Source organism: Burkholderia sp. Bp9090, from assembly GCF_003857985.1.
Lineage (GTDB): Bacteria > Pseudomonadota > Gammaproteobacteria > Burkholderiales > Burkholderiaceae > Burkholderia.
Genome location: NZ_QTPV01000008.1, coordinates 136,843 through 156,609, shown reverse-complemented (window position 1 = coordinate 156,609; position 19,767 = coordinate 136,843). Strand labels below are relative to the sequence as shown.

Sequence of the window (19,767 nt, the reverse complement as noted above, 5' to 3'; positions counted from 1 at the left end):
GATCTCCGATCCCGCTGCCCGGCGCGCGCGGGAAACGGCCGCCGGCTTGCCGCGAGGCGTCACCGTGGTCGCAACAGGACAATCCAGGACAAGTGCCCGAGTTTAAACGCCGCTCGAGAACCACGCATTCGTTCGCGCATACAGATCGATGAAACGCGCATGGCGGGCGGCCAGCGCGCGATCGTCGCGCGGCGCGGCGACGGGCGACGCAGCCGGCGCCAGCGTGCGCAGCGCGTCGTCGCGCCAGTGTCCGATCGCGACGCCGGCGAGCAGCGCGGCACCGCGCGTCGCGGCGTTCGGGCAATCGACCGCGTCCAGCGACGCGCCGAGCGCATCCGCGAGCAACTGGCGCCAGCGCGGATCGACCGAGCCGCCGCCGGCGAGGCGCAGCGCCGTCACCGGATCGGCCGGGTTCGCAGCGCGGATCGCATCGAGCCCCGCGCGCAGCCCGAACGCGACGCCTTCGAATGCGGCGCGCATCATCGCGCCGCGCGTGTCGCCGAGCCCGAGCCCGAGCCAGCCGCCGCGCGCGTCGGGATTCATCCACGGCGAGCGCTCGCCCGTCAGGTACGGCAGGAAGCACAGCCGCTCGGACGCCGGCTGCGCGAACGCGTCGTCGTACGCATCCGCCCAGCCCGGATAGCCGAGCCAGCCGCGCACGGCTTCGAGCGCGAGCCCGACGTTCTGCATCGCGGCCATCGTGTAATAACCGTCGCCGGCTGCCGCGCGATAGCGGTGCAGCCCGCGCCGCGCGGGCGGCAGCGCATCCGCGAGCACGACGATCTGGCCGCCGCTGCCGGTGGTCAGCAGCGCGTCGCCGGCCGCGACGAGCCCGCTGCCGAGCGCCGCGCACGCGGTATCGGCCGCCCCCGTCGCCAGCGGCACGCCGGCCGGCAGCCCGAGTGCCGCCGCGGCCTTCGCATCGAGCACGCCGCAGCGCGCGCCCGACGCCCGCACCGGCGCGAACCGGTCGAGCGGCAGGCCCAGCGACTCGATCAGCGCCGTATCCCATGCGCCGTCCGGCGTCGCGAGCGCGGTCGCGCACGCGTCGCTCGGATCGGCCACGACCTCGCCGCCCAGCGCCACGCGCAGCCAGTCCTTCGGCTGCACGGCCCAGCGTGCGGCCCGCAGCGCCTGCGGTTCGTGTGCGGCCAGCCAGCGCAACAGCGGCCCCGCCATGCCGGGCGCGACGGGATTCGGTGCGACGGGCAAACCGGCGACGGGCCAATCCGCCGCGTCCGCTTCGCGCACCGCGCGCGTATCGGGCCACAACAGCGCGGGCCGCACCGGCTGCCCGGCCGCGTCGATCAGCACGACGCCATGCATCTGGCCGGAGAAGCCGATCGCGGCGACCTGCGCGCGCTCGCCGGCCGGCAGCCGCGCGGCGGCCCGCACGAGCGCCTGCCACCAGACGTCGGGCGCGATTTCGGCCCAGCCGGGCTGCGGCGACGACAACGCATAGGGTTCGCTCGCCACCGCGCGCTCGATGCCATCGGCATCGAGCGTGACGAGTTTGACGGAGCCGGTGCCGAGGTCGATTCCGAGCAGGCGCATGACGGGATGGCGTAGTCGAGTGGACGGATATCGATGATAGCGGGATCGCGCCATGCGCCCCGATTTTTGCGACGCTTTCGGCCGCGCGGCGACGCGAAAACACGGCCGTGAACGACCGGCTTCGCCGGGCCGCACCTTGCCCGCCAAAACAGCCGCTCGCGGGTTAACCCGGCGCGATCTTGCGCCGGTCGTTTTTGCCACTATGCCGCGGTCGCGATACACACCATAAAGCGGCCGATATTTGACATGGGGGTCCGCACTATTTTGTAGGGCTATAAAACCGGGGAACCTCACTCCAGCGGCAGTTTCCCGATGATCGACACCCTGTTTCATGCCGACCAGGCATATCGAACCAGCAAAGAACGGAATAGAACCCAGCGCTCTTGTTGCGATGTGGCATTCCGCATAACTTCGTACCACCCCGAAAACAAGATCATGGAGTGAGACAGATGCAATCGAACACGGTCCATCCGTGCGATGAGGTGCTGCCGACCGGCAAGCTTGTAACGCTTGGTCTCCAGCACGTCCTCGTCATGTACGCCGGCGCCGTCGCCGTGCCGCTTATCGTCGGCGGCGCGCTGAAGCTGCCGAAAGACCAGATCGCGTTCCTGATCAGCGCCGATCTGTTTTCGTGCGGCATCGCCACGCTGATCCAGACGCTCGGCCTGTGGATCTTCGGGATCCGCCTGCCCGTCATCATGGGCTGCACGTTCGCGGCCGTCGGCCCGATGATCGCGATCGGCACCAACCCCGGCCTCGGCATTCTCGACGTCTTCGGCTCGACCATCGCGGCCGGCATCATCGGCATCGTGCTCGCGCCGATGATCGGCAAGCTGTTGCGGTTCTTCCCGCCGGTCGTGGTCGGCACCGTGATCGCGGTGATCGGGCTGTCGCTGATGGAAGTCGGGATCAACTGGGCAGCCGGCGGCGTCGGCAACCCCGAATACGGCAGCCCCGTCTACCTCGGCCTGTCGCTGCTCGTGCTCACGCTGATCCTGCTGATCAACAAGTACGGCCGCGGCTTCCTCGCGAACATCTCGGTGCTGCTCGGCATCGTCGCCGGCTTCGTGATCGCGTTCGCGATCGGCCGCGTGAATACCGACGGCGTCGCGCACGCACCGTGGGTCGGCTTCGTGATGCCGTTCCACTTCGGCCTGCCGCACTTCGACCCGCTGTCGATCGCGACGATGGTCACGGTGATGTTCGTCACGTTCATCGAATCGACCGGCATGTTCCTCGCGGTCGGCGACATGGTCGATCGTCCGGTCAACCAGGACCGCCTCGTGCGCGGCCTGCGCGTCGACGGCCTCGGCACGCTGATCGGCGGCATCTTCAACTCGTTCCCGCATACGTCGTTCTCGCAGAACGTCGGCCTGATCGGCGTGACGGGCGTGAAGAGCCGGTTCGTCTGCGCGACGGGCGGCGTGATCCTGGTGCTGCTCGGCCTGTTCCCGAAGATGGCGCAGGTCGTCGCGTCGGTGCCGCCGTTCGTGCTCGGCGGCGCGGGCATCGTGATGTTCGGGATGGTGGCCGCGAACGGCATCAAGGTGCTGTCGAAGGTCGACTTCGTGAACAACTCGCACAACCTGTTCATCGTCGCCGTGAGCGTCGGCATGGGCCTCGTGCCGGTCGTGTCGCCGCACTTCTTCTCGAAGCTGCCGCCCGCGCTCGCCCCGATCCTGCATAGCGGCATCCTGCTCGCGTCGGCCACCGCCGTGATCCTGAACGTCGTGTTCAACGGCGTGAAGGGCGAGAAAGACGCGCGTTGCGAGATCCGCCGCGCAGGGCACGACTTCGACGGACGCCCGGCCGACGTGCATCACTGATCGGTCCGACCCGGACGCGCCGAAGGACGGCGCGATACGGTAAAGGAAAAACGCCACGGCTTGCCGTGGCGTTGTGCTTTGCGGCGAGTGATTGAGCGACGATAGCGGAGGTGCCGGTGATGACGATCTGCGGTCGCGGCCAACCGAACCGGCCGCACAAAAAAAACGCCACGGACCTTCGTCCGTGGCGTTGTCGCATCCCGGGGACCGCGACTTCGGCGAACCGGCGCGGTCGCCCGCTCCTGCCCGCCGTCGCGCTTACCCGTTCGTCGCTGCCGCCGACGCAGCGGCCGGAGCAGCCGCCTTGTCGTAGTCGACCGTCTCGTCCGGTGCGCGCGGCGTCTCGCCCGCGTGCTGGATCCAGCCGCCACCCAGTGCGCGGTACAGCGTGACGAGGTTCGTCCAGCGTGCCAGACGCGCGCTGATCAGCGACTGCTGTGCCGAGTACAGGTCGGTCTGCGCGGTCAGCACCGACAGGTAGCTGTCGACACCGTTCTTGTAGCGCAGGTCCGACAGGTCGAAGCGACGCTGCTGCGCGTGCTCGTTGCGCTCGAGCGCGGCGATCTGCTGGTCGTACGTGCCGCGTGCGGCCAGCCCGTCCGACACTTCGCGGAACGCCGACTGGATCGCCTTCTCGTAGTTGGCGATCTCGATGCGCTTCTGCACGTTCGCGAGGTTCAGGTTCGCGATGTTCTGCCCGCCTTCGAAGATCGGCATCGTGATCTGCGGCGCGAACGACCACGCCGCGGTGCCGGCCTTGAACAGGCCGCCGAGCGTCGGGCTGCCGGTGCCGAACGCGCCCGTCAGCGAGATGCGCGGGAAGAACGCCGCACGCGCCGCGCCGATGTTCGCGTTCGCGGCCAGCAGCGTCTGCTCGGCCTGCATCACGTCCGGACGACGCGTCAGCAGGTCGGACGGCAGACCGGCCGGCACGTCCGTCAGCAGGTTCTGCGCGTCGAGCGGCATGCCCGCCGGCAGATCGTCCGGCAGCGGCTCGCCGATCAGCAGCACCAGCGCGTTCAGTGCCTGTGCACGCGCGCGCGCCTGCGCCTGCTGGTTCGCGAGCGCCGTCTCGACGACCGTCTGCGCCTGACGCAGCTCGAGCTCGGAGCCCGTGCCGTTGTCGAACTGCAGCTTGGTCAGGTCGTAGGACGCCTGGGCCGACTTCAGCGTGTTTTCCGTGACCTGCAGCAGGTCGTCGGTCGACAGCAGCGTCAGGTACTGATCCGCCACCTGCGACACCAGCGAGATCTCGGCGGCCTGCCGTGCGTACGACGTCGACAGGTACTGCGCGAGCGCCTGGTCCTTCAGGCTCTGCACGCGACCGAACAGATCGAGTTCCCACGACGCGGAAACGCCGACGTTGTAGGCCCGCGAGATATACGGCGCACCCGTCTGCGACAGGCCCTGCGGCACGCGCTGGATGCTGCCCGTGCCCGTGCCGTCGAGCGTCGGGAACAGGCCCGCGCGCGTGATCTGGTACTGCGCGCGCGCCGCCTCGATGTTCAGCACCGACACGCGCAGGTCGCGGTTGTTCTTCAGCGCGATCTCGATCAGCCGCTGCAGGCGCGGATCGACGAAGAATTCGCGCCAGCCGATGGCGGTCGCCGCCTGGCCGTTCGCGCTGCGCGCGCCGGCAGCGCCCGGCTGCGTCGCATAGACGCCGCCGGCCGGGTACGCCTGCGCGACGGGCGCGTCGGGCCGCGTGTAGTGCGGCGCCATCGTGCAGCCCGTGGCCAGCAGCGCGACCGCGATTGCAGTCAAAGCGTGTTTTTGCATCATCACTGTCCCTTGTTGCCTTCGTCGCCGTTGCCCGGCTTCTCTTCGTGGTGCGAGTGCTCCTGAGCCAGACGCAGCGCCTGGTCGACGTCTTCCTTCTCGCCGCTGAAGATCGCGCGGATCTTCACGAAGAACATCGGGATCATGAAGATCGCGAGGAACGTCGCCGTGATCATCCCGCCGATCACGCCGGTACCGATCGCGTGCTGGCTGGCCGAACCCGCGCCGTTGCTGATCGCGAGCGGCATCACGCCGAGAATGAACGCGAGCGACGTCATCAGGATCGGACGCAGCCGCAGGCGCGCGGCTTCCAGCGCGGCCTCGATCGGCCCCATCTTCTCCGTCATCTGCAGTTCGCGCGCGAATTCGACGATCAGGATCGCGTTCTTCGCGGACAAGCCCACCGTGGTCAGCAGGCCGACCTGGAAGAACACGTCGTTCTCGAGGCCGCGCATCGTCGCCGCGAGCAGTGCGCCGACCACGCCGAGCGGCACCACCATGATCACCGAGAACGGGATCGACCAGCTTTCATACAGTGCCGCGAGACACAGGAACACGACGAGGATCGAGATCGCGTACAGGATCGGCGCCTGCGAGCCGGACTGGATTTCCTGGAACGACAGGCCGGTCCACGAATAGCCGATACCGACCGGCAGCTTCTTCGCGAGCCCTTCCATCGCGGTCATCGCCTGACCGGTCGATTTGCCCGGTGCGGCCTGACCCTGGATTTCCATCGCCGACACGCCGTTGTAACGCTCGAGCTTCGGCGAACCGTACGTCCAGTGACCGGTCGCGAACGCGCTGAACGGCACCATCCCGCCCGACCCGTTGCGCACGTACCAGATGTTCATGTCCTCCGGCGTCATCCGGAACGGCGCATCCGACTGCACGTACACCTTCTTGATCCGGCCGTCGGTGTCGAGGAAGTTGTTCACGTACTTCGACGCCCACGCGATCGAGAACGTCTGGTCGATCGCATCCGCCGTCACGCCGAGCGCATTCGCCTTCTCGCGATCGATGTCGACCTTGTACTGCGGCGTATCGTTCAGCCCGTTCGGACGCACGCCCTGCAGCGTCGGATCCTTCGAGGCCATCCCGAGCAGCTGGTTACGTGCGGCCATCAGCGCGTCGTGGCCGAGACCGGCGTTGTCCGTCAGCTCGAAGTCGAAGCCGGCGGCGGTGCCGAGTTCCGGAATCGACGGCGGGTTGAACGGGATCACGATCGCGTCCTTGTAGCCCGAATAGCGCCCGAACATCCGGCCGATCAGCGCCTGGACCTTCTGGTTCGCGTGCTGGCGCTGCGAGTAGTCCTTCAGGCGCACGAACACGAGACCCGAGTTCTGGCCGCGGCCGGCGAAGCTGAAGCCGTTGACCGTGAACGCCGATTCGACGATTTCCTTCTCGTCCTTCAGCAGGTAGTCGGAAATGTTCGCGAGCGTCTTCGCGGTCGTTTCCTGCGTCGAGCCCGACGGCGTCTGCACGATCACGAACATCAGGCCCTGGTCTTCATCGGGCAGGAACGACTTCGGCAGGCGCACGAACAGCAGGCCGACCGCGACGATCACGACCAGGTAGATGATCAGCCAGCGGCCCGAGCGCTTGATCACGTGGTGCACGCCGACGTGGTACTTGTCGCGGCTGTTGTTGAACGTGCGGTTGAACCAGCCGAAGAAGCCCTTCTTCTCTTCGTGATGGCCCTGCGGGATCGGCTTGAGGATCGTCGCGCACAGGGCGGGCGTCAGAATCAACGCGACCAGCACCGACAGCACCATCGCCGACACGATCGTCAGCGAGAACTGACGATAGATCGCACCGACCGACCCGCCGGAGAACGCGACCGGCACGAACACCGCCGACAGCACGAGCGCGACGCCGACGAGTGCGCCGGTGATCTGGCCCATCGCCTTGCGGGTCGCCTCCTTCGGCGACAGCCCCTCTTCCGCCATCACGCGCTCGACGTTCTCCACCACCACGATCGCATCGTCCACCAGCAGGCCGATCGCGAGCACGAGGCCGAACATCGACAGCGTGTTGATCGAGAAGCCCACCAGCGACATGATCGCGAACGTGCCGAGCAGCACGACCGGCACCGCGATCGTCGGGATGATCGTCGCCCGCAGGTTCTGCAGGAACAGATACATCACGAGGAACACGAGCACGATACCTTCGAGCAGCGTCTTGACCACTTCCTCGATCGACAGCTTCACGAACGGCGTCGTGTCGTACGGGTACTTCACGACGAGGCCGTGCGGGAAGAACGGTGCGAGCTCGTCGATCTTCGCGCGCACGGCCTTCGCGGTCGCGAGCGCGTTCGCGTTGGTCGCGAGCTGGATACCGAGTGCCGCGGTCGGCTGACCGTTGTACTTCGTGTCGAAGTTGTAGTTTTCGCCGCCGAGGCCGATCTGCGCGACGTCCTTCAGGCGCACCTGCGAGCCGTCCTGGTTGACCTTCAGCAGGATGTTGCCGAACTGCTCGGGCGTCTGCAGCAGCGTCGATTCGGTGATCGTCGCCTGCAGCACGGTGCCCGGCTTGGCCGGCGTGCCGCCGATCTGGCCGCCCGCGATCTGCACGTTCTGCGCGGTGATCGCGCTCGTCACGTCGACCGGCGTGAGGCCGTAGTTCGTCAGGCGGGTCGGGTCGAGCCAGATCCGCATCGCGTACTGCGAGCCGAACAGCGTCACGGTACCGACGCCGTTCAACCGGCTGATCGGATCCTTCACGTGCGACGCCACGAAGTTCGCGAGGTCGTACTTGTTCATGCTGCCGTCTTCGGAGTTGAAGGCGAGCACCAGCAGGAAGCTGCTGCTCGACTTCGTCACCGACAGACCGAGCTGCTGCACGACCTGCGGCAGAACCGGCGTCGCGAGCGACAGCTTGTTCTGCACCTGGACCTGTGCGATGTCGGCGTTGGTGCCCGGCGCGAACGTCAGCGTGATCGTGGCGTTGCCCGAGTCGTCACTCGTCGACGACATGTACAGGAAGTTGTCGAGACCGCTCATCTGCTGCTCGATCACCTGCGTCACCGTGTCTTCCACCGTCTTCGCGGAAGCGCCCGGGTAGTTCGCGGTGATCTGGATCGATGGCGGCGCGATCGTCGGATACTGCGCGATCGGCAGCGTGAAGATCGCCGCAACCCCGGCCAGCATCAGGATGATGGCGATCACCCACGCGAAGATCGGGCGATCGATAAAAAACTTTGCCATGAAACAGGCTCCCTGTTATTGCGCGCTCGAAGCAGCGGCGGCGCTCGCCGGCGCTGCGCCCGATGCGGCGGCGCCGGACGCGGCGGCGGCGCCGGAACCGGCGGCAGCCGGCGCGGCGGTGGCAGCGGCGACACCCGATGCGGCACCGGCCGCCGGTGCGAGTTGTGCCTCCACCGACTTCACGGTCGCGCCCGGACGCACCTTCTCGCCCCCCTGCACGATCACGTGGTCGCCCGCCTGCAGACCGCCTTCGACGATCCAGTCCTGGCCGCGCATGCCCGCCGTCTTCAGCGGACGCGGCTCGACCTTGTTGCTCGCGTTCACCACCATCGCGATCGCCTGGCCCTTCTGGTCATGCGTGACGCCGATCTGCGGCACCAGGAACGCGTTCTCGTTCACGCCTTCCTCGATCCGTGCGCGCACGAACATCCCCGGCAGCAGCACGCGGCCCGGGTTCGGGAAGACCGCGCGGATCGTCACCGAGCCGGTGGCCTGGTCGACCGTCACGTCGGAGAACTGCAGCTTGCCGGCTTCGGAGTACGTCTTGCCGTCTTCCAGGATCAGCGACACCTTCGCCGCGCCCGGGCCGCTCGTCTTCAGGCGGCCGCTCTGCACGTCCTGGCGCAGCTTCAGCCCGTCGAGGCTCGACTGCGTCAGGTCGACATAGACCGGATCGAGCTGCTGCACCGTCGACATCAGCGTCGCCTGGCTCGCCTGCACGTACGCGCCCGGCGTCACCTGCGAAATGCCGACGCGGCCGGTGATCGGCGAGACCACATCCGTGTAGCCGAGATTGATCTGCGCGGTGTCGACCGCTGCCTTGCCGGCCGCGACGTCCGCCGCGGCCTGCCCTTGGGTGGCCACCGCGTTGTCGTAGTCCTGCTTGCTGACCGCGTTCGCGGCCACCAGCACCTTGTAGCGCGCGACCAGCGCGTTCTGCGTGACGAGGTTCGCCTGCGCCTTCGCGAGCGTCGCCTTCGCGCTGTTCAATGCAGCGAGGTACGGCGCCGGATCGATCTTGTACAGACGCTGGCCGGCCTTGACGTCGGTGCCTTCGGTGAATTCACGGCGCAGCACGATGCCGTCGACCCGCGCGCGGACCTGCGCAACGAGGAATGCGCTGGTACGGCCCGGCAGTTCGCTGTAGACCGGCACGGCTTGCGGCTGGACGGTGACGACGCCGACTTCCGGCGTTTGCGGCGGCGGTGCCGATTCTTTTTTTCCGCATGCAGCCAGGAAAACCGCGGCTGCCGCGACAGTGATCAAGCGGTATGGAACCCGTTCGACGCGCATGGAGCGACCTCTGTGTGTAACCAATGGAATGAGTGCGGCGCACGGACGGAGCGCCACACGGATGCGCCTCGCGGCGCAGATCGAACACCTGAATTACTGGACTACTGGATACAGCAAGTCGGCACGAGACCTCCATGCCGACGAGATGCCGCGAACTGCGGACTGGTACTTTGGCGGGAATCAGCAGAGTGGGATATTAACTGATTGCCACTTTGGTCATTCGATCGTAGGGTGGTATTGTATATACATTCACGAATGTATGTAAAAAGCCCGCTCGTCCGTCGCCAACCGCCAAGTCTTACGAATTATTACCAGTCGCAAGCATAGCCCGTCCGCACAGCCGCGACGAGGGTTACGGACCCTATATTCACCTACGATCGATCCATTCAGGCCTGCACATGGTCAGACGCACCAAGGAGGAGGCGCTCGAGACGCGCAACCGCATTCTCGACGCCGCCGAACACGTGTTCTTCGAGAAGGGCGTGTCGCACACGTCGCTCGCGGACATCGCCCATCACGCCGGCGTGACGCGCGGCGCGATCTACTGGCATTTCGCGAACAAGAGCGAGCTGTTCGACGCGATGTTCGACCGCGTGTTCCTGCCGATCGACGAACTCAAGCGGATGCCGCTCGATGCGCCCGGCGGCAATCCGCTGGAGAAGATCCGCAAGATCCTGATCTGGTGCCTGCTCGGCGTGCAGCGCGACTCGCAGTTGCGGCGCGTGTTCAGCATCCTGTTCATGAAGTGCGAGTACGTCGCGGACATGGAGCCGCTGCTGCAGCGCAACCGCGCGGGGATGAGCGAGGCGCTGCACGCGATCGATGCCGATCTCGCGGGCGCCGTGCGGCTCAAGCTGCTGCCCGAGCGGCTCGACACGTGGCGCGCGACGCTGATGCTGCACACGCTCGTCAGCGGTTTCGTGCGCGACATGCTGATGCTGCCCGACGAGATCGACGCCGAGCAGCACGCGGAACAGCTCGTCGACGGCTGCTTCGACATGATGCGTTACAGCCCGGCGATGCTGAAGACGGGCGACTGACCGGCTCAGGCCGCCTTCGCGCGTTGCGCGCGGGCCCGCCGGTTCGACGCGGCCACCGAATCGCGCGTCGGCATCGCCGCGCCGCCGAGTCCCGCGATCCATGCGTCGGTCGACATCACGGCCGCGAAATTCGACTGGAACACCACCGTGTACGCGCGGTGAATCTCTTCGGCGCTCGCCGCGCCCGCTTCGTTCTCGTACGGCAACGCGCCGGTCGCGTCCGCCAGGTATTCGACGGCGAGCCCCGCGTGGGCCGCGTGATAGACCGTCGACGCATTGCAGTTGTGCGTCATGTAGCCGGCGACCGCGAGCGTATCGATGCCGTGCGCGTCGAGCCACGCGGCGAGATCGGTGCCGGCGAACGAACTGGCCTGCGCCTTCACGATGAGGTGCGCATACGGCCGGTCGGCGACGACCGGATGCAGCGCGACACCGTCGGTGCCCGGTGCGAAGATCGGCGCGCCCGCCGGCGCGACGTGCTGGACGACGATCACCGGCACGCCGGCCGCGTGCGCGGCGTCGATCGCGCGGCCGATGTTCGCCAGCGACGCGTCGACGGGCGGATATTCGATCGGCAGGTTGCCGGTCACGTATTCGTTCTGGACATCGATCACGATCAGGGCACGGCGGGAAGCGGAAGACGATACGGCGTTCGACATGGCAGGCTCCGGGTTCGGCCGCGCCGCCCCGCTCCGGAACGGGGCGGACAGCAGCGCGATGCGATGCATTGTCGGATTGCATCGCGCCGGCGGACAGTGGCCCGATAGCCATTCTTCGATAGAATCGGGCCATCGCCACCCCGGAGCCCGTCATGCGCGCCGCTGCGTCGTCCGTTGCCCCCGCCTCAACCGTCGTCGCCGTGATCGCGTACGACGGCATCAGCCCGTTCCACCTGTCGGTGCCGTCCGTCGTGTTCGGCAAGGAGCGCGATGCGGCCGCGATGCCCGCGTTCGAGTGCCGCGTGTGCTCGGCCGAGCGCGGCCCGCTGTCGACGACGGGCGGCTTCACGATCACCGCGCCTTACGGGCTCGACGCGCTCGACGACGCGGACATCGTGATCGTGCCGGCATGGCGCGATCCCGACGAAGCGCCGCCGGACGTGCTGGTCGATGCGGTACGCGCGGCCGCCGCGCGCGGCGCGCAGGTGGTCGGCCTGTGCCTCGGCGCGTACGTGCTCGCCGCGGCCGGGCTGCTCGACGGGCGCCCGGCCACGACACACTGGGCGTGGGCCGACGACTTCGCGCAGCGCTTTCCGCGCGTGAAGCTCGACCCCGACGTGCTGTACGTCGACGACGGCAACCTGATGACGTCGGCCGGCACGGCCGCAGGGCTCGACTGCTGCCTGCACGTCGTGCGGCGGCGCTTCGGCTCGGACGCCGCGAACCGGATCGCGCGGCGTCTCGTGATCCCGCCGCACCGCCAGGGCGGCCAGGCGCAATACGTGCCGCAGCCGGTCGCCGCGCATCCGCGCGACGCGCGCCTCGCGGGCCTGCTCGACTGGGTGCGCGCGCATCTCGACGTCGCGCACAGTGTGGATTCGCTCGCCGAACGCGTGCTGATGAGCCGGCGCACCTTCACGCGCCACTTCCGCCAGGCGACGGGCACGACCGTCACCGCGTGGCTGCAGGCCGAGCGGCTCACGCGCGCGCAGCATCTGCTGGAAACCACCGGACAATCGATCGACGCGATCGCGCAAGCGGCCGGCTACGGCTCGAGCGTGTCGCTGCGCCAGCATTTCGCGGGCGCGCTCGGCACGTCGCCGTCGGCATATCGGCGGGAATTTCGCGGCGCCGGGCCCGACGCCCGACGCTAGCGGCGGCCGCGCCGCCGACGAACGGCCGGACAATGAGGCAGCGCGGCGGCGCGCGCAGGCGCTCAGGTGCCGTTGATCCAGCGCGCCGCGTACAGCAGCAGCGCCACGAACACGACGATCGCGGCCCACGCCCAGACGGGCAGCGGGCCCGATTCGCGATGATGCACGGCGCTCGCGGCGCGGCCGCCGAGCGCGCCGCCGAGGCGCGGCGGCAGCGGACGCTTCGCCGCGGCCATCAGCGACGCCGGCCGCAGGAACACATGCTGGCGACGCTGCGGGCTCGAGCGCGCGCGGTTCGGCACGAGACCGTGCTTCGCCTGCACGACCGCGCAGAATTCGCGGAAGAAATCGTCCGTCCACTCGTGCAGCGCGTTCTCGATCTGCCGCGCCGGCAGCTCGGCGAGCGGCCCGCTCGCCGTCGCCCACACCAGGTATTCGATGCACGTCGCGGCCGTGTCGTCATCGTCCGGCCGCAGCACGAGCTCGACCTGCCCGCGCAGCGCGCCGAGGCCGTCGGCCCGCGCCTTGAAGTTGAGCACGCGGCGCGGCTGCCCTTCCGCGTCGCCCTGCTCGCTCGCCGAATGCGCACGCACGTCGTAGCGCGCGCGCAGCGGGCCGAGCGGCACCGTGATGGTCAGCGCGAACTCGCCGCGCGCGAGCTTCACGAACGATTCGCAATGGTCGAAGCTCGCCCGCAGCAGCGCGAGATCCTCGAGCGCCGCCCGCACGACGGCCGGCGCGAGCGGTACGCGTAACGTGTCGTTCAGTTCCATGATGCCTCCCCGATGAACACGCGCCGCATCAGGACGTCTCGACGAGACTGTCGACCCGTGCGACGTCGAAGGCGACGTAGTGCGCAAGCGCGGACGCGGTCGCCCCCGGTTCCTCGTAACTCCATGCGGCGTTCTCGATCACGCCGTCTTCGGTCTGCAGGTCGAAATACACGGCCCGGCCCCTCAGCGGACAGTCCGTCGTGACGCTCGACTTCACGAGCCGGTGCATGTTCACGTCGCCGCGCGGCAGGTAATGGATATCCGGCAGGCCCGTTTCGCGCACGGTCAGCGCGCCGTGCGAATCGGCATACGTGATGCCGCGATGGATCACGCGCACGCGATGGCGGTTCGGCACGATTTCGAGGCGAGGATCGGCGGCATCGGACATCGTTTCTCCTCCGGGCGGCGGTCCCGGCGCGCAAGCCGCGGGCCGGAAACGAAAAAGCCACGGCACAAGTGCCGTGGCCTTCATTATGGGCGAAACTGGGCCCGATTGCGCGGCCCGGCCGGGCCTGCGCGCGACGCGCTACTGCGCACTCCACTGGAACGCGACCTTCGCGCCGCCCTTCGCGCCGACCGTGACCGCGCGCGATTCGTCGCTGCCCTGGTACGACGCGTGCACGGTGTAGCGCCCCGGCGGCAGCTTCACGAGCATGTACGGCCCGCGCGCGTCCGTCGCCAGCAGCTCGGTGCCCTTGCCGTCGACGATCCGCACATGGACGTCGGCCAGGTATTCGCCGCCCTTGCCGGTGAACCGCAGCGCCAGCGGCCACGCCGCCTCGTTACTCTCGAATGCCGTCGATTGATCCTTGCCGATGCCGCCCGACACGTAGCTGACATCGCCCTGCTGGCTCGCCGCGGGCAAGCCGTCCGATTGCGCGTACGCGCCGGGCACGGCGGCGGCGAAGCCGGCGGCCAGCGCCGCCGCGACGGCAAATCGGGACACGTTGCGTAGATATTGCATGGCTCCCTCCTTTCGGGTCGGAACACAGCACCACGGGCCGAACGCCGGCGACGCCCGTCGGGGCCGGCCAGGCCGGCCCGCAACGGCCGCCGGTCAGCTCAGGTCGACCGGCACGAAGATCTGTGCATTATCCCGCTGGATCAGGAGAGCAAGACTGTTGCCTGCTCCCTTGACCGCGTCGCGCAACTGCTCGGGGCTCGTGACCGGGCGGCCGTTGACCGCGAGGATCACGTCGCCGGGCTGGATGCCCGCGCTGGCTGCCGGCCCACCGGCCTGCTGCACGATCAGCCCGTGCGACAGGTTGGCGGCACTGCGCTCCTGCGGCGTGAGCGGACGCACCGCGACGCCGAGGCGCCCCTGCTCGACGGGGCCGCCGTCGTTCGATGCCAGCTTTGCGTCGGTCATCGCGCCGAGCGTCACGCTGATCGACTTCGTCGACTTGTCGCGCCACACCTGCAGGTCGGCCTTCGAGCCCGGCTTCAGGTTCGCGATCTGCGCGGGCAGCGACGTGGAATCGGCCACCGGCGAGCCGTTGACCGCGAGGATCACGTCGCCCGGCTGCAGGCCGGCCTTCGCGGCCGGGCCATTCGGGTCGACCGAGCTGACGAGCGCGCCGTCCGGTTTCTGCAGTCCGAACGAGCTCGCGAGCGTCTGGTTGAGCCCCTGCACGGCGACGCCGAGGCGGCCGCGGCTCACGTGGCCGGTCTTCACGAGTTCGTCCTTGACCTTGATCGCCTCGTTGATCGGGATCGCGAACGACAGGCCCTGGAAGCCGCCCGTCTGCGAGTAGATCATCGAGTTGATGCCGATCACCTCGCCCTGCAGGTTGAACAGCGGGCCGCCCGAGTTGCCGGGGTTCACCGGCACGTCGGTCTGGATGAACGGCGTGTAGTTCTCGTCGGGCAGCGCGCGCGATTTCGCGCTGATGATGCCGGACGTGACCGTGTTGTCGAAGCCGTACGGCGAACCGATCGCGACGACCCACTGGCCGACCTTGCTCTGTGCCGGGTCACCGATCTTCACGGTCGGCAGGCCGCTCGCGTCGATCTTCAGCACCGCCACGTCGGACTGCTTGTCGGCGCCGACGACCTTCGCCTTGTACTCGCGCTTGTCGGTCAGCTTGACCGTAACGACGTTCGCGCCGTCGATCACGTGCGCATTGGTGAGGATGTACCCGTCCGAGCTGACGATGAATCCCGACCCGAGGCTCGCGCTCGGCTGGTCGTCCGGCTGCGTGTCGCCGCCCATGCCCGGCACCTGGCCGTAGAAGTGCTTGAAGAACTGGTAGAACGGATCGCTCGGATCCATCGGCAGCTGCGGCTGCGGCACGCGCCGCGACACCTGCTTCACGACGTGCTTCGCGCTGATGTTCACGACCGCCGGGCCGTAGGTTTCGACCAGCCCGGAGAAATCGGGAATGCCGGTCTTCGCCGCGGCCTCGGCCGGCATCAGCGCGGCGGCCTGCGCGGGCGTGATGATCTGCGGATCGGCGCGGCGGGTGCCCGCGACATAACCGGCGGACAGGGCGGCCGCCACGGCGACCGCGACGGCGCCGCGCGCAAGGAATCGGGTGTTCATCGTAGGACCTCCTCGTTGTTAGGACGCAGCGTAACGACGCTGACTTAAAGGAGGCTTAATCGACCTTAAGCGGGGCTTAGGCCGCCGCTACCGCGCGGCGCCCGCGCGGTGTGCCGTTCGTCATACGGATTCGGACGCCTGCGGCGCCGGCTGCGGCAGCTCGGCATCGCGGAACACGACGCTCACGAGCAGGCCGCCCGCGGCCGCGTCGCCGAGCGTCACGGTCGCGCCCTGCTGAGCCGCCACGCGCTTGACGATCGCGAGCCCCAGCCCGCTGCCCGACACGTCGGCCCGCGCCCGCGCGGAGCTGTCGCGGTAGAAGCGGTCGAACACGCGCTCGCGCTCTTCGGCCGGGATGCCGGGGCCGCTGTCGCCGATCTGCACGCACGCGCGGCCGGCCGCGTCGCGCGTCAGCGACACGTCGATGCGGCCGCCGTCCGGCGTGTACTTCACCGCGTTGTCGAGCAGGTTGCCGAACATCACGCGCAGCGCGCCGACGTCCGCGACGACGGTCGCCGCGCGCGTCTCCTCGAAGCCGAGATCGATGCTGTGCCGTTGCGCGAGTGGTGCATGCGCGGCCACGCATTCGACCAGCAGCGCCTGCAGGTCGACCGGCTCGCGCATCGTCGCGCCGTCCGGTTCGGCGCGCGCCAGCGCGAGCAGTTGCTCGGCGAGGCGCGTCGCGCGCGTGACGCCGTCCTGCAGATCGGCGAGCGCCTCGCGGCGCGAAGTGTCGTCCTTCGCGCGCGCGACGAGCTGCGCCTGGATCTGCACGGCCGCGAGCGGCGTGCGCAGCTCGTGCGCGGCATCGGCGACGAAGGCCTTCTGCGTGTCGAGCGCGGCCGCGAGCCGCGCGAGCAGCCCGTTCAGCGCGCGCACAAGCGGCTGCACCTCGAGCGGCAGGCGCGCATCGGGCAACGGATCGAGCGCTTCCGGCCGGCGCGCCTCGACCGCGCGCGTGAGGCGCTCGAGCGGCGCGAGCCCTTGCCCGACGATCATCCAGACCGCCGCGCCGAGAAACGGCAGCAGCACGATCAGCGGCCACAGCGTGCGCAGCGCGACGTTCGCCGCGAGCCGGTTGCGCACCGACAGCGGCTGCGCGAGCTGCACGACGTTGTCGCCGACGATCGCGCCGTACACGCGCCATTCGCCGCGATCGGTGCGCTCGGTCGAGAAGCCGAGTTCCGCGCGCGGCGCGATCGGCGCGCGCGGATGCGAGAAGTACATCAGCACGCCGTTGCGGTTCCAGATCTGGATCACGATGCCTTCGTCGCCGTTGGTGCGCGAACCGAACACCTGCGAAAACGGCTCGGACGGCAGCGCCGCGGCGATTTCCTGCAGCTGGTAGTCGAACAGCTCGTTCGCTTCGGCGAGCGCCTGCCGGTAGATCAGCCAGCCCGCGGCGCCCACGCCCGCGACGACGATCGCGAGCAGCCAGATCAGTAGTTGATGACGAATCGACCGCACGCGTCAGCTTTCCTTGACGACCATGTAGCCGAGCCCGCGCACGTTGCGGATCAGGTCCGAGCCGAGCTTCTTGCGCAGCGCGTGGATGTAGACCTCGACCGTGTTGCTGCCGATCTCCTCGCCCCAGCCGTACATCTTTTCCTCGAGCTGGCTTTTCGACAGCACCGCGCCGGGCCGCGCGAGCAGCGCCTCGAGCAGCGCGAACTCGCGCGCGGACAGCGCGACGGGCGCGCCGTCGAGCGTCACCTGGTGCGACGCGGGGTCGAGCGTCAGCGCGCCGTGGCGGATCAGCGACTCGCTGCGCCCGGCCTGGCGGCGGATCAGCGCGCGCATCCGCGCGCCCAGTTCGTCGAGGTCGAACGGCTTGACGAGGTAGTCGTCGGCGCCCGCGTCGAGCCCCTTCACGCGATCGGCCACCGCATCGCGCGCGGTGACGATCAGCACCGGCAGCGACTGCCCGCGCGCGCGCAGCGTGCGCAGCACGTCGATGCCGTCGCGCTTCGGCAGGCCGAGGTCGAGCAGCAGCAGGTCGTACGTCTCGCCGCCGAGCGCCGTGAGCGCGGCGTCGCCGTCCTGCACCCAGTCGACCGCGAAGCCGTCGGCGCGCAACGCCTTGCGTACGCCCTCGGCGATCATTCGATCGTCTTCAACAAGCAGAATCCGCATCGGAACCGGAACCCATCTGACGAGTAAGACATGGCGACCATTGTAGCGCCGCGAATCGGGTGCGCCGCCTGCAATGCAACAGAAAGGCGGATTGCAAGGGGCGTGTGCGCACTTGTCTCTACAATGTGCGCTCCGGCGCCGCGCGCGCCCTGCCCGAGCCCGATGCTTTTCCCGTATTCGCCCATGCCGATTTCCGATTTTTCCGCCCGGTTCGCCCCCCGCGCCCGCCCCTTCCTGCGTGCGGCCGCCGTCGTCGCCACCTGCACGGCCCTTGCGTTCGCACCGTCCGCCCAGGCCCGCAAGAAGTCCCACAAGGAAGCGCGCAAGACCGCCGTGGTGTCGCCCGCCGAGCGGGCGGCCGGCCTGCCGGCGTCCGTGCTCGTCGCACTGCAGCGCGCGAAGGTGCCGGCCTCGGCGATGAGCGTCGTCGTCGAGCGCGTCGGCGATCCCGAGCCGCTGATCGCGTGGAACGCGAGCCGGCCGATGATGCCGGCGTCGACGATGAAGCTCGTCACGACCTTCTCGGGGCTGTCGATCCTCGGCCCCGACTTCCGCTGGCGCACCACCGCGTACGCGGACGGCCCGGTCGATCCGGACGGCACGCTGCAGGGCAACCTCTACATCAAGGGCACCGGCGATCCGAAGCTCGTACCGGAGGAACTGATCGACCTCGTCGACAAGATCCGCAAGGCGGGCATCAAGCGCGTGGCCGGCGGCCTCGTGCTCGACAAGAGCTATTTTGCCGCGTCGACACGCGACCTGCCGTCGTTCGACGACGACGTGAGCGCGCCGTACAACGTCGGCCCCGATCCGCTGTTGTATGCGTTCAAGGCCGTGTCGTTCACGGTGACGCCGGGCGACGACGGCAAGATCGCCGTCGACGTGCTGCCGCCGCTCGCGAACCTGTCGATCGACAACCAGCTGGTCGAAGGCACCGGGTCGTGCGGCGCGGCGGCCGCGGCCGCGCGTCCGACGTTGTCGGCGGCCGGCGGCGGCATCATGACCGCCTCGTTCGCCGGCGACTATCCGCTGCGCTGCGGCGCGCACACCACGAACCTCGCGATCCTCGATCACACGACGTTCTTCGCACGCGGCTTCCTCGCGCTGTGGCAGCAGGACGGCGGCACGATCGCGGGCCCCGTCAGCGAAGGCAAGGTGCCGACCACCGCGCGGCCGCTCGCGGTCCATCACAGCCCCGTGCTCGGCAGCATCGTCTACGACATCAACAAGTTCAGCAACAACGTGATGGCGCGCAACCTGTTCCTGACGATCGGCGCGGTCGCCGGCAAGCCGCCCGCGACGCCCGAGCAGTCGAGCCGCGCGATTCGCGCGTTCCTGCAGAAGAGCGGGATCGCGATGCCCGATCTCGACCTCGAGAACGGCTCGGGCCTGTCGCGCGAAGAACACGTGAGCGCGCAGTCGCTCGCCGCGCTGCTGCAGGCCGCGAACGCGAGCCCCGTCGCGCAGGCGTTCATCGATTCGCTGCCGATCGCCGGCATCGACGGCACGATGAAGAACCGTCTCACCAACGCCGGCGTGCTCGGCAACGCGCACATCAAGACCGGCACGCTGCGCGACGTGCGCGCGATCGCGGGCTACGTCGCGGGCGCCGACGGGCAGAGCTACATCGTCGTCAGTTTCATCAACGACGATCGAGCCGAAGGCGCGCGTGCCGCGCACGACACGCTGCTCGAATGGATCTACGCGGGCGCGCACTGACGACGCACGCGCCGCGAAGCGGCGCACGCATGCCGCGCTGCCGGCTTGCGTCGATCGCGGGCGGCGCCACATGTCGGGGCGCCCCGCACCCC

At 68.8% G+C, this 19,767-nt stretch carries 15 protein-coding genes; 4 read left to right on the top strand and 11 right to left on the bottom strand.

Annotated elements, in window-relative coordinates:
- Positions 1-102: 102 nt before the first annotated feature.
- Positions 103-1,554: a xylulokinase gene (locus DIE16_RS10690; RefSeq protein ID WP_124892255.1), complete on the bottom strand. Its 1,452-nt coding sequence runs from the start codon at positions 1,552-1,554 to the stop codon at positions 103-105.
- 449 nt (positions 1,555-2,003) lie between these two features.
- Here DIE16_RS10690 and DIE16_RS10685 point away from each other — a divergent pair, with 449 nt between their 5' ends.
- Positions 2,004-3,380: a nucleobase:cation symporter-2 family protein gene (locus DIE16_RS10685; protein ID WP_185500334.1), complete on the top strand. Its 1,377-nt coding sequence runs from the start codon at positions 2,004-2,006 to the stop codon at positions 3,378-3,380.
- A gap of 258 nt (positions 3,381-3,638) precedes the next feature.
- Here DIE16_RS10685 and DIE16_RS10680 read toward each other — a convergent pair whose 3' ends face one another.
- The 3 genes from DIE16_RS10680 to DIE16_RS10670 are packed head-to-tail and all read right to left on the bottom strand — an operon-like array spanning position 3,639 to position 9,655.
- The gene (locus DIE16_RS10680; protein WP_044844485.1) at positions 3,639-5,162 is read right to left on the bottom strand and encodes an efflux transporter outer membrane subunit; all 1,524 of its coding nucleotides are present in this window, start codon (positions 5,160-5,162) and stop codon (positions 3,639-3,641) included.
- A complete protein-coding gene (gene bpeB / locus DIE16_RS10675) occupies positions 5,162-8,362 on the bottom strand; it encodes an efflux RND transporter permease BpeB (protein WP_044844486.1) in 3,201 nt (1,066 codons plus the stop codon). The genes DIE16_RS10680 and bpeB overlap by 1 nt, the downstream gene beginning before the upstream one ends.
- 15 nt (positions 8,363-8,377) lie before the next feature.
- A complete protein-coding gene (locus tag DIE16_RS10670; RefSeq protein WP_124486935.1) occupies positions 8,378-9,655 on the bottom strand; it encodes an efflux RND transporter periplasmic adaptor subunit in 1,278 nt (425 codons plus the stop codon).
- Positions 9,656-10,053: 398 nt separating this feature from the next.
- On the opposite strand from DIE16_RS10670, the gene DIE16_RS10665 reads away from it, so the two are divergent.
- The gene (locus DIE16_RS10665; protein WP_124486934.1) at positions 10,054-10,695 is read left to right on the top strand and encodes a TetR family transcriptional regulator; all 642 of its coding nucleotides are present in this window, start codon (positions 10,054-10,056) and stop codon (positions 10,693-10,695) included.
- A gap of 5 nt (positions 10,696-10,700) precedes the next feature.
- On the opposite strand, the gene DIE16_RS10660 is transcribed toward DIE16_RS10665, so the two are convergent.
- Entirely contained in the window at positions 10,701-11,354 is a 654-nt protein-coding gene (locus DIE16_RS10660; RefSeq protein WP_124666045.1) for a cysteine hydrolase family protein, read from the bottom strand.
- A gap of 152 nt (positions 11,355-11,506) precedes the next feature.
- On the opposite strand from DIE16_RS10660, the gene DIE16_RS10655 reads away from it, so the two are divergent.
- Complete coding sequence (locus tag DIE16_RS10655) at positions 11,507-12,508, top strand: helix-turn-helix domain-containing protein (RefSeq protein WP_124521101.1); 1,002 nt, start codon at positions 11,507-11,509, stop codon at positions 12,506-12,508.
- A 62-nt stretch (positions 12,509-12,570) separates the two neighbouring features.
- Here the strand turns inward: DIE16_RS10655 and DIE16_RS10650 are convergent, their stop codons facing one another.
- From DIE16_RS10650 to DIE16_RS10625, 6 genes are all read right to left on the bottom strand, one after another.
- Positions 12,571-13,281: a CoxG family protein gene (locus tag DIE16_RS10650; RefSeq protein WP_124892254.1), complete on the bottom strand. Its 711-nt coding sequence runs from the start codon at positions 13,279-13,281 to the stop codon at positions 12,571-12,573.
- 28 nt (positions 13,282-13,309) lie between these two features.
- Positions 13,310-13,669, bottom strand: coding sequence for a DUF427 domain-containing protein (locus DIE16_RS10645; RefSeq protein ID WP_044844491.1), 360 nt, complete (start codon positions 13,667-13,669; stop codon positions 13,310-13,312).
- Between the two features lie 138 nt (positions 13,670-13,807).
- Positions 13,808-14,245, bottom strand: coding sequence for a carboxypeptidase-like regulatory domain-containing protein (locus DIE16_RS10640; RefSeq protein ID WP_124521097.1), 438 nt, complete (start codon positions 14,243-14,245; stop codon positions 13,808-13,810).
- Between the two features lie 93 nt (positions 14,246-14,338).
- The gene (locus DIE16_RS10635) at positions 14,339-15,823 is read right to left on the bottom strand and encodes a DegQ family serine endoprotease (RefSeq protein WP_044844493.1); all 1,485 of its coding nucleotides are present in this window, start codon (positions 15,821-15,823) and stop codon (positions 14,339-14,341) included.
- A gap of 120 nt (positions 15,824-15,943) precedes the next feature.
- The gene (locus DIE16_RS10630) at positions 15,944-17,290 is read right to left on the bottom strand and encodes an ATP-binding protein (RefSeq protein ID WP_124570686.1); all 1,347 of its coding nucleotides are present in this window, start codon (positions 17,288-17,290) and stop codon (positions 15,944-15,946) included.
- A gap of 3 nt (positions 17,291-17,293) precedes the next feature.
- The gene (locus DIE16_RS10625; RefSeq protein ID WP_044844495.1) at positions 17,294-17,956 is read right to left on the bottom strand and encodes a response regulator; all 663 of its coding nucleotides are present in this window, start codon (positions 17,954-17,956) and stop codon (positions 17,294-17,296) included.
- A 183-nt stretch (positions 17,957-18,139) separates the two neighbouring features.
- On the opposite strand from DIE16_RS10625, the gene dacB reads away from it, so the two are divergent.
- On the top strand, positions 18,140-19,675 hold the full coding sequence (gene dacB, locus DIE16_RS10620; protein WP_124892253.1) for a D-alanyl-D-alanine carboxypeptidase/D-alanyl-D-alanine-endopeptidase: 1,536 nt from the start codon (positions 18,140-18,142) through the stop codon (positions 19,673-19,675).
- Positions 19,676-19,767: the final 92 nt, after the last annotated feature.

Excerpts from the sequence above, each read along its gene's own strand:
- DIE16_RS10690 (WP_124892255.1), bottom strand. The coding sequence starts at position 1,554 with ATGCGCCTGCTCGGAATCGACCTCGGCACCGGCTCCGTCAAACTCGTC.
- DIE16_RS10685 (WP_185500334.1), top strand. The coding sequence starts at position 2,004 with ATGCAATCGAACACGGTCCATCCGTGCGATGAGGTGCTGCCGACCGGC.
- DIE16_RS10680 (WP_044844485.1), bottom strand. The coding sequence starts at position 5,162 with ATGATGCAAAAACACGCTTTGACTGCAATCGCGGTCGCGCTGCTGGCC.
- bpeB (WP_044844486.1), bottom strand. The coding sequence starts at position 8,362 with ATGGCAAAGTTTTTTATCGATCGCCCGATCTTCGCGTGGGTGATCGCC.
- DIE16_RS10670 (WP_124486935.1), bottom strand. The coding sequence starts at position 9,655 with ATGCGCGTCGAACGGGTTCCATACCGCTTGATCACTGTCGCGGCAGCC.
- DIE16_RS10665 (WP_124486934.1), top strand. The coding sequence starts at position 10,054 with ATGGTCAGACGCACCAAGGAGGAGGCGCTCGAGACGCGCAACCGCATT.
- DIE16_RS10660 (WP_124666045.1), bottom strand. The coding sequence starts at position 11,354 with ATGTCGAACGCCGTATCGTCTTCCGCTTCCCGCCGTGCCCTGATCGTG.
- DIE16_RS10655 (WP_124521101.1), top strand. The coding sequence starts at position 11,507 with ATGCGCGCCGCTGCGTCGTCCGTTGCCCCCGCCTCAACCGTCGTCGCC.
- DIE16_RS10650 (WP_124892254.1), bottom strand. The coding sequence starts at position 13,281 with ATGGAACTGAACGACACGTTACGCGTACCGCTCGCGCCGGCCGTCGTG.
- DIE16_RS10645 (WP_044844491.1), bottom strand. The coding sequence starts at position 13,669 with ATGTCCGATGCCGCCGATCCTCGCCTCGAAATCGTGCCGAACCGCCAT.
- DIE16_RS10640 (WP_124521097.1), bottom strand. The coding sequence starts at position 14,245 with ATGCAATATCTACGCAACGTGTCCCGATTTGCCGTCGCGGCGGCGCTG.
- DIE16_RS10635 (WP_044844493.1), bottom strand. The coding sequence starts at position 15,823 with ATGAACACCCGATTCCTTGCGCGCGGCGCCGTCGCGGTCGCCGTGGCG.
- DIE16_RS10625 (WP_044844495.1), bottom strand. The coding sequence starts at position 17,956 with ATGCGGATTCTGCTTGTTGAAGACGATCGAATGATCGCCGAGGGCGTA.
- dacB (WP_124892253.1), top strand. The coding sequence starts at position 18,140 with ATGCCGATTTCCGATTTTTCCGCCCGGTTCGCCCCCCGCGCCCGCCCC.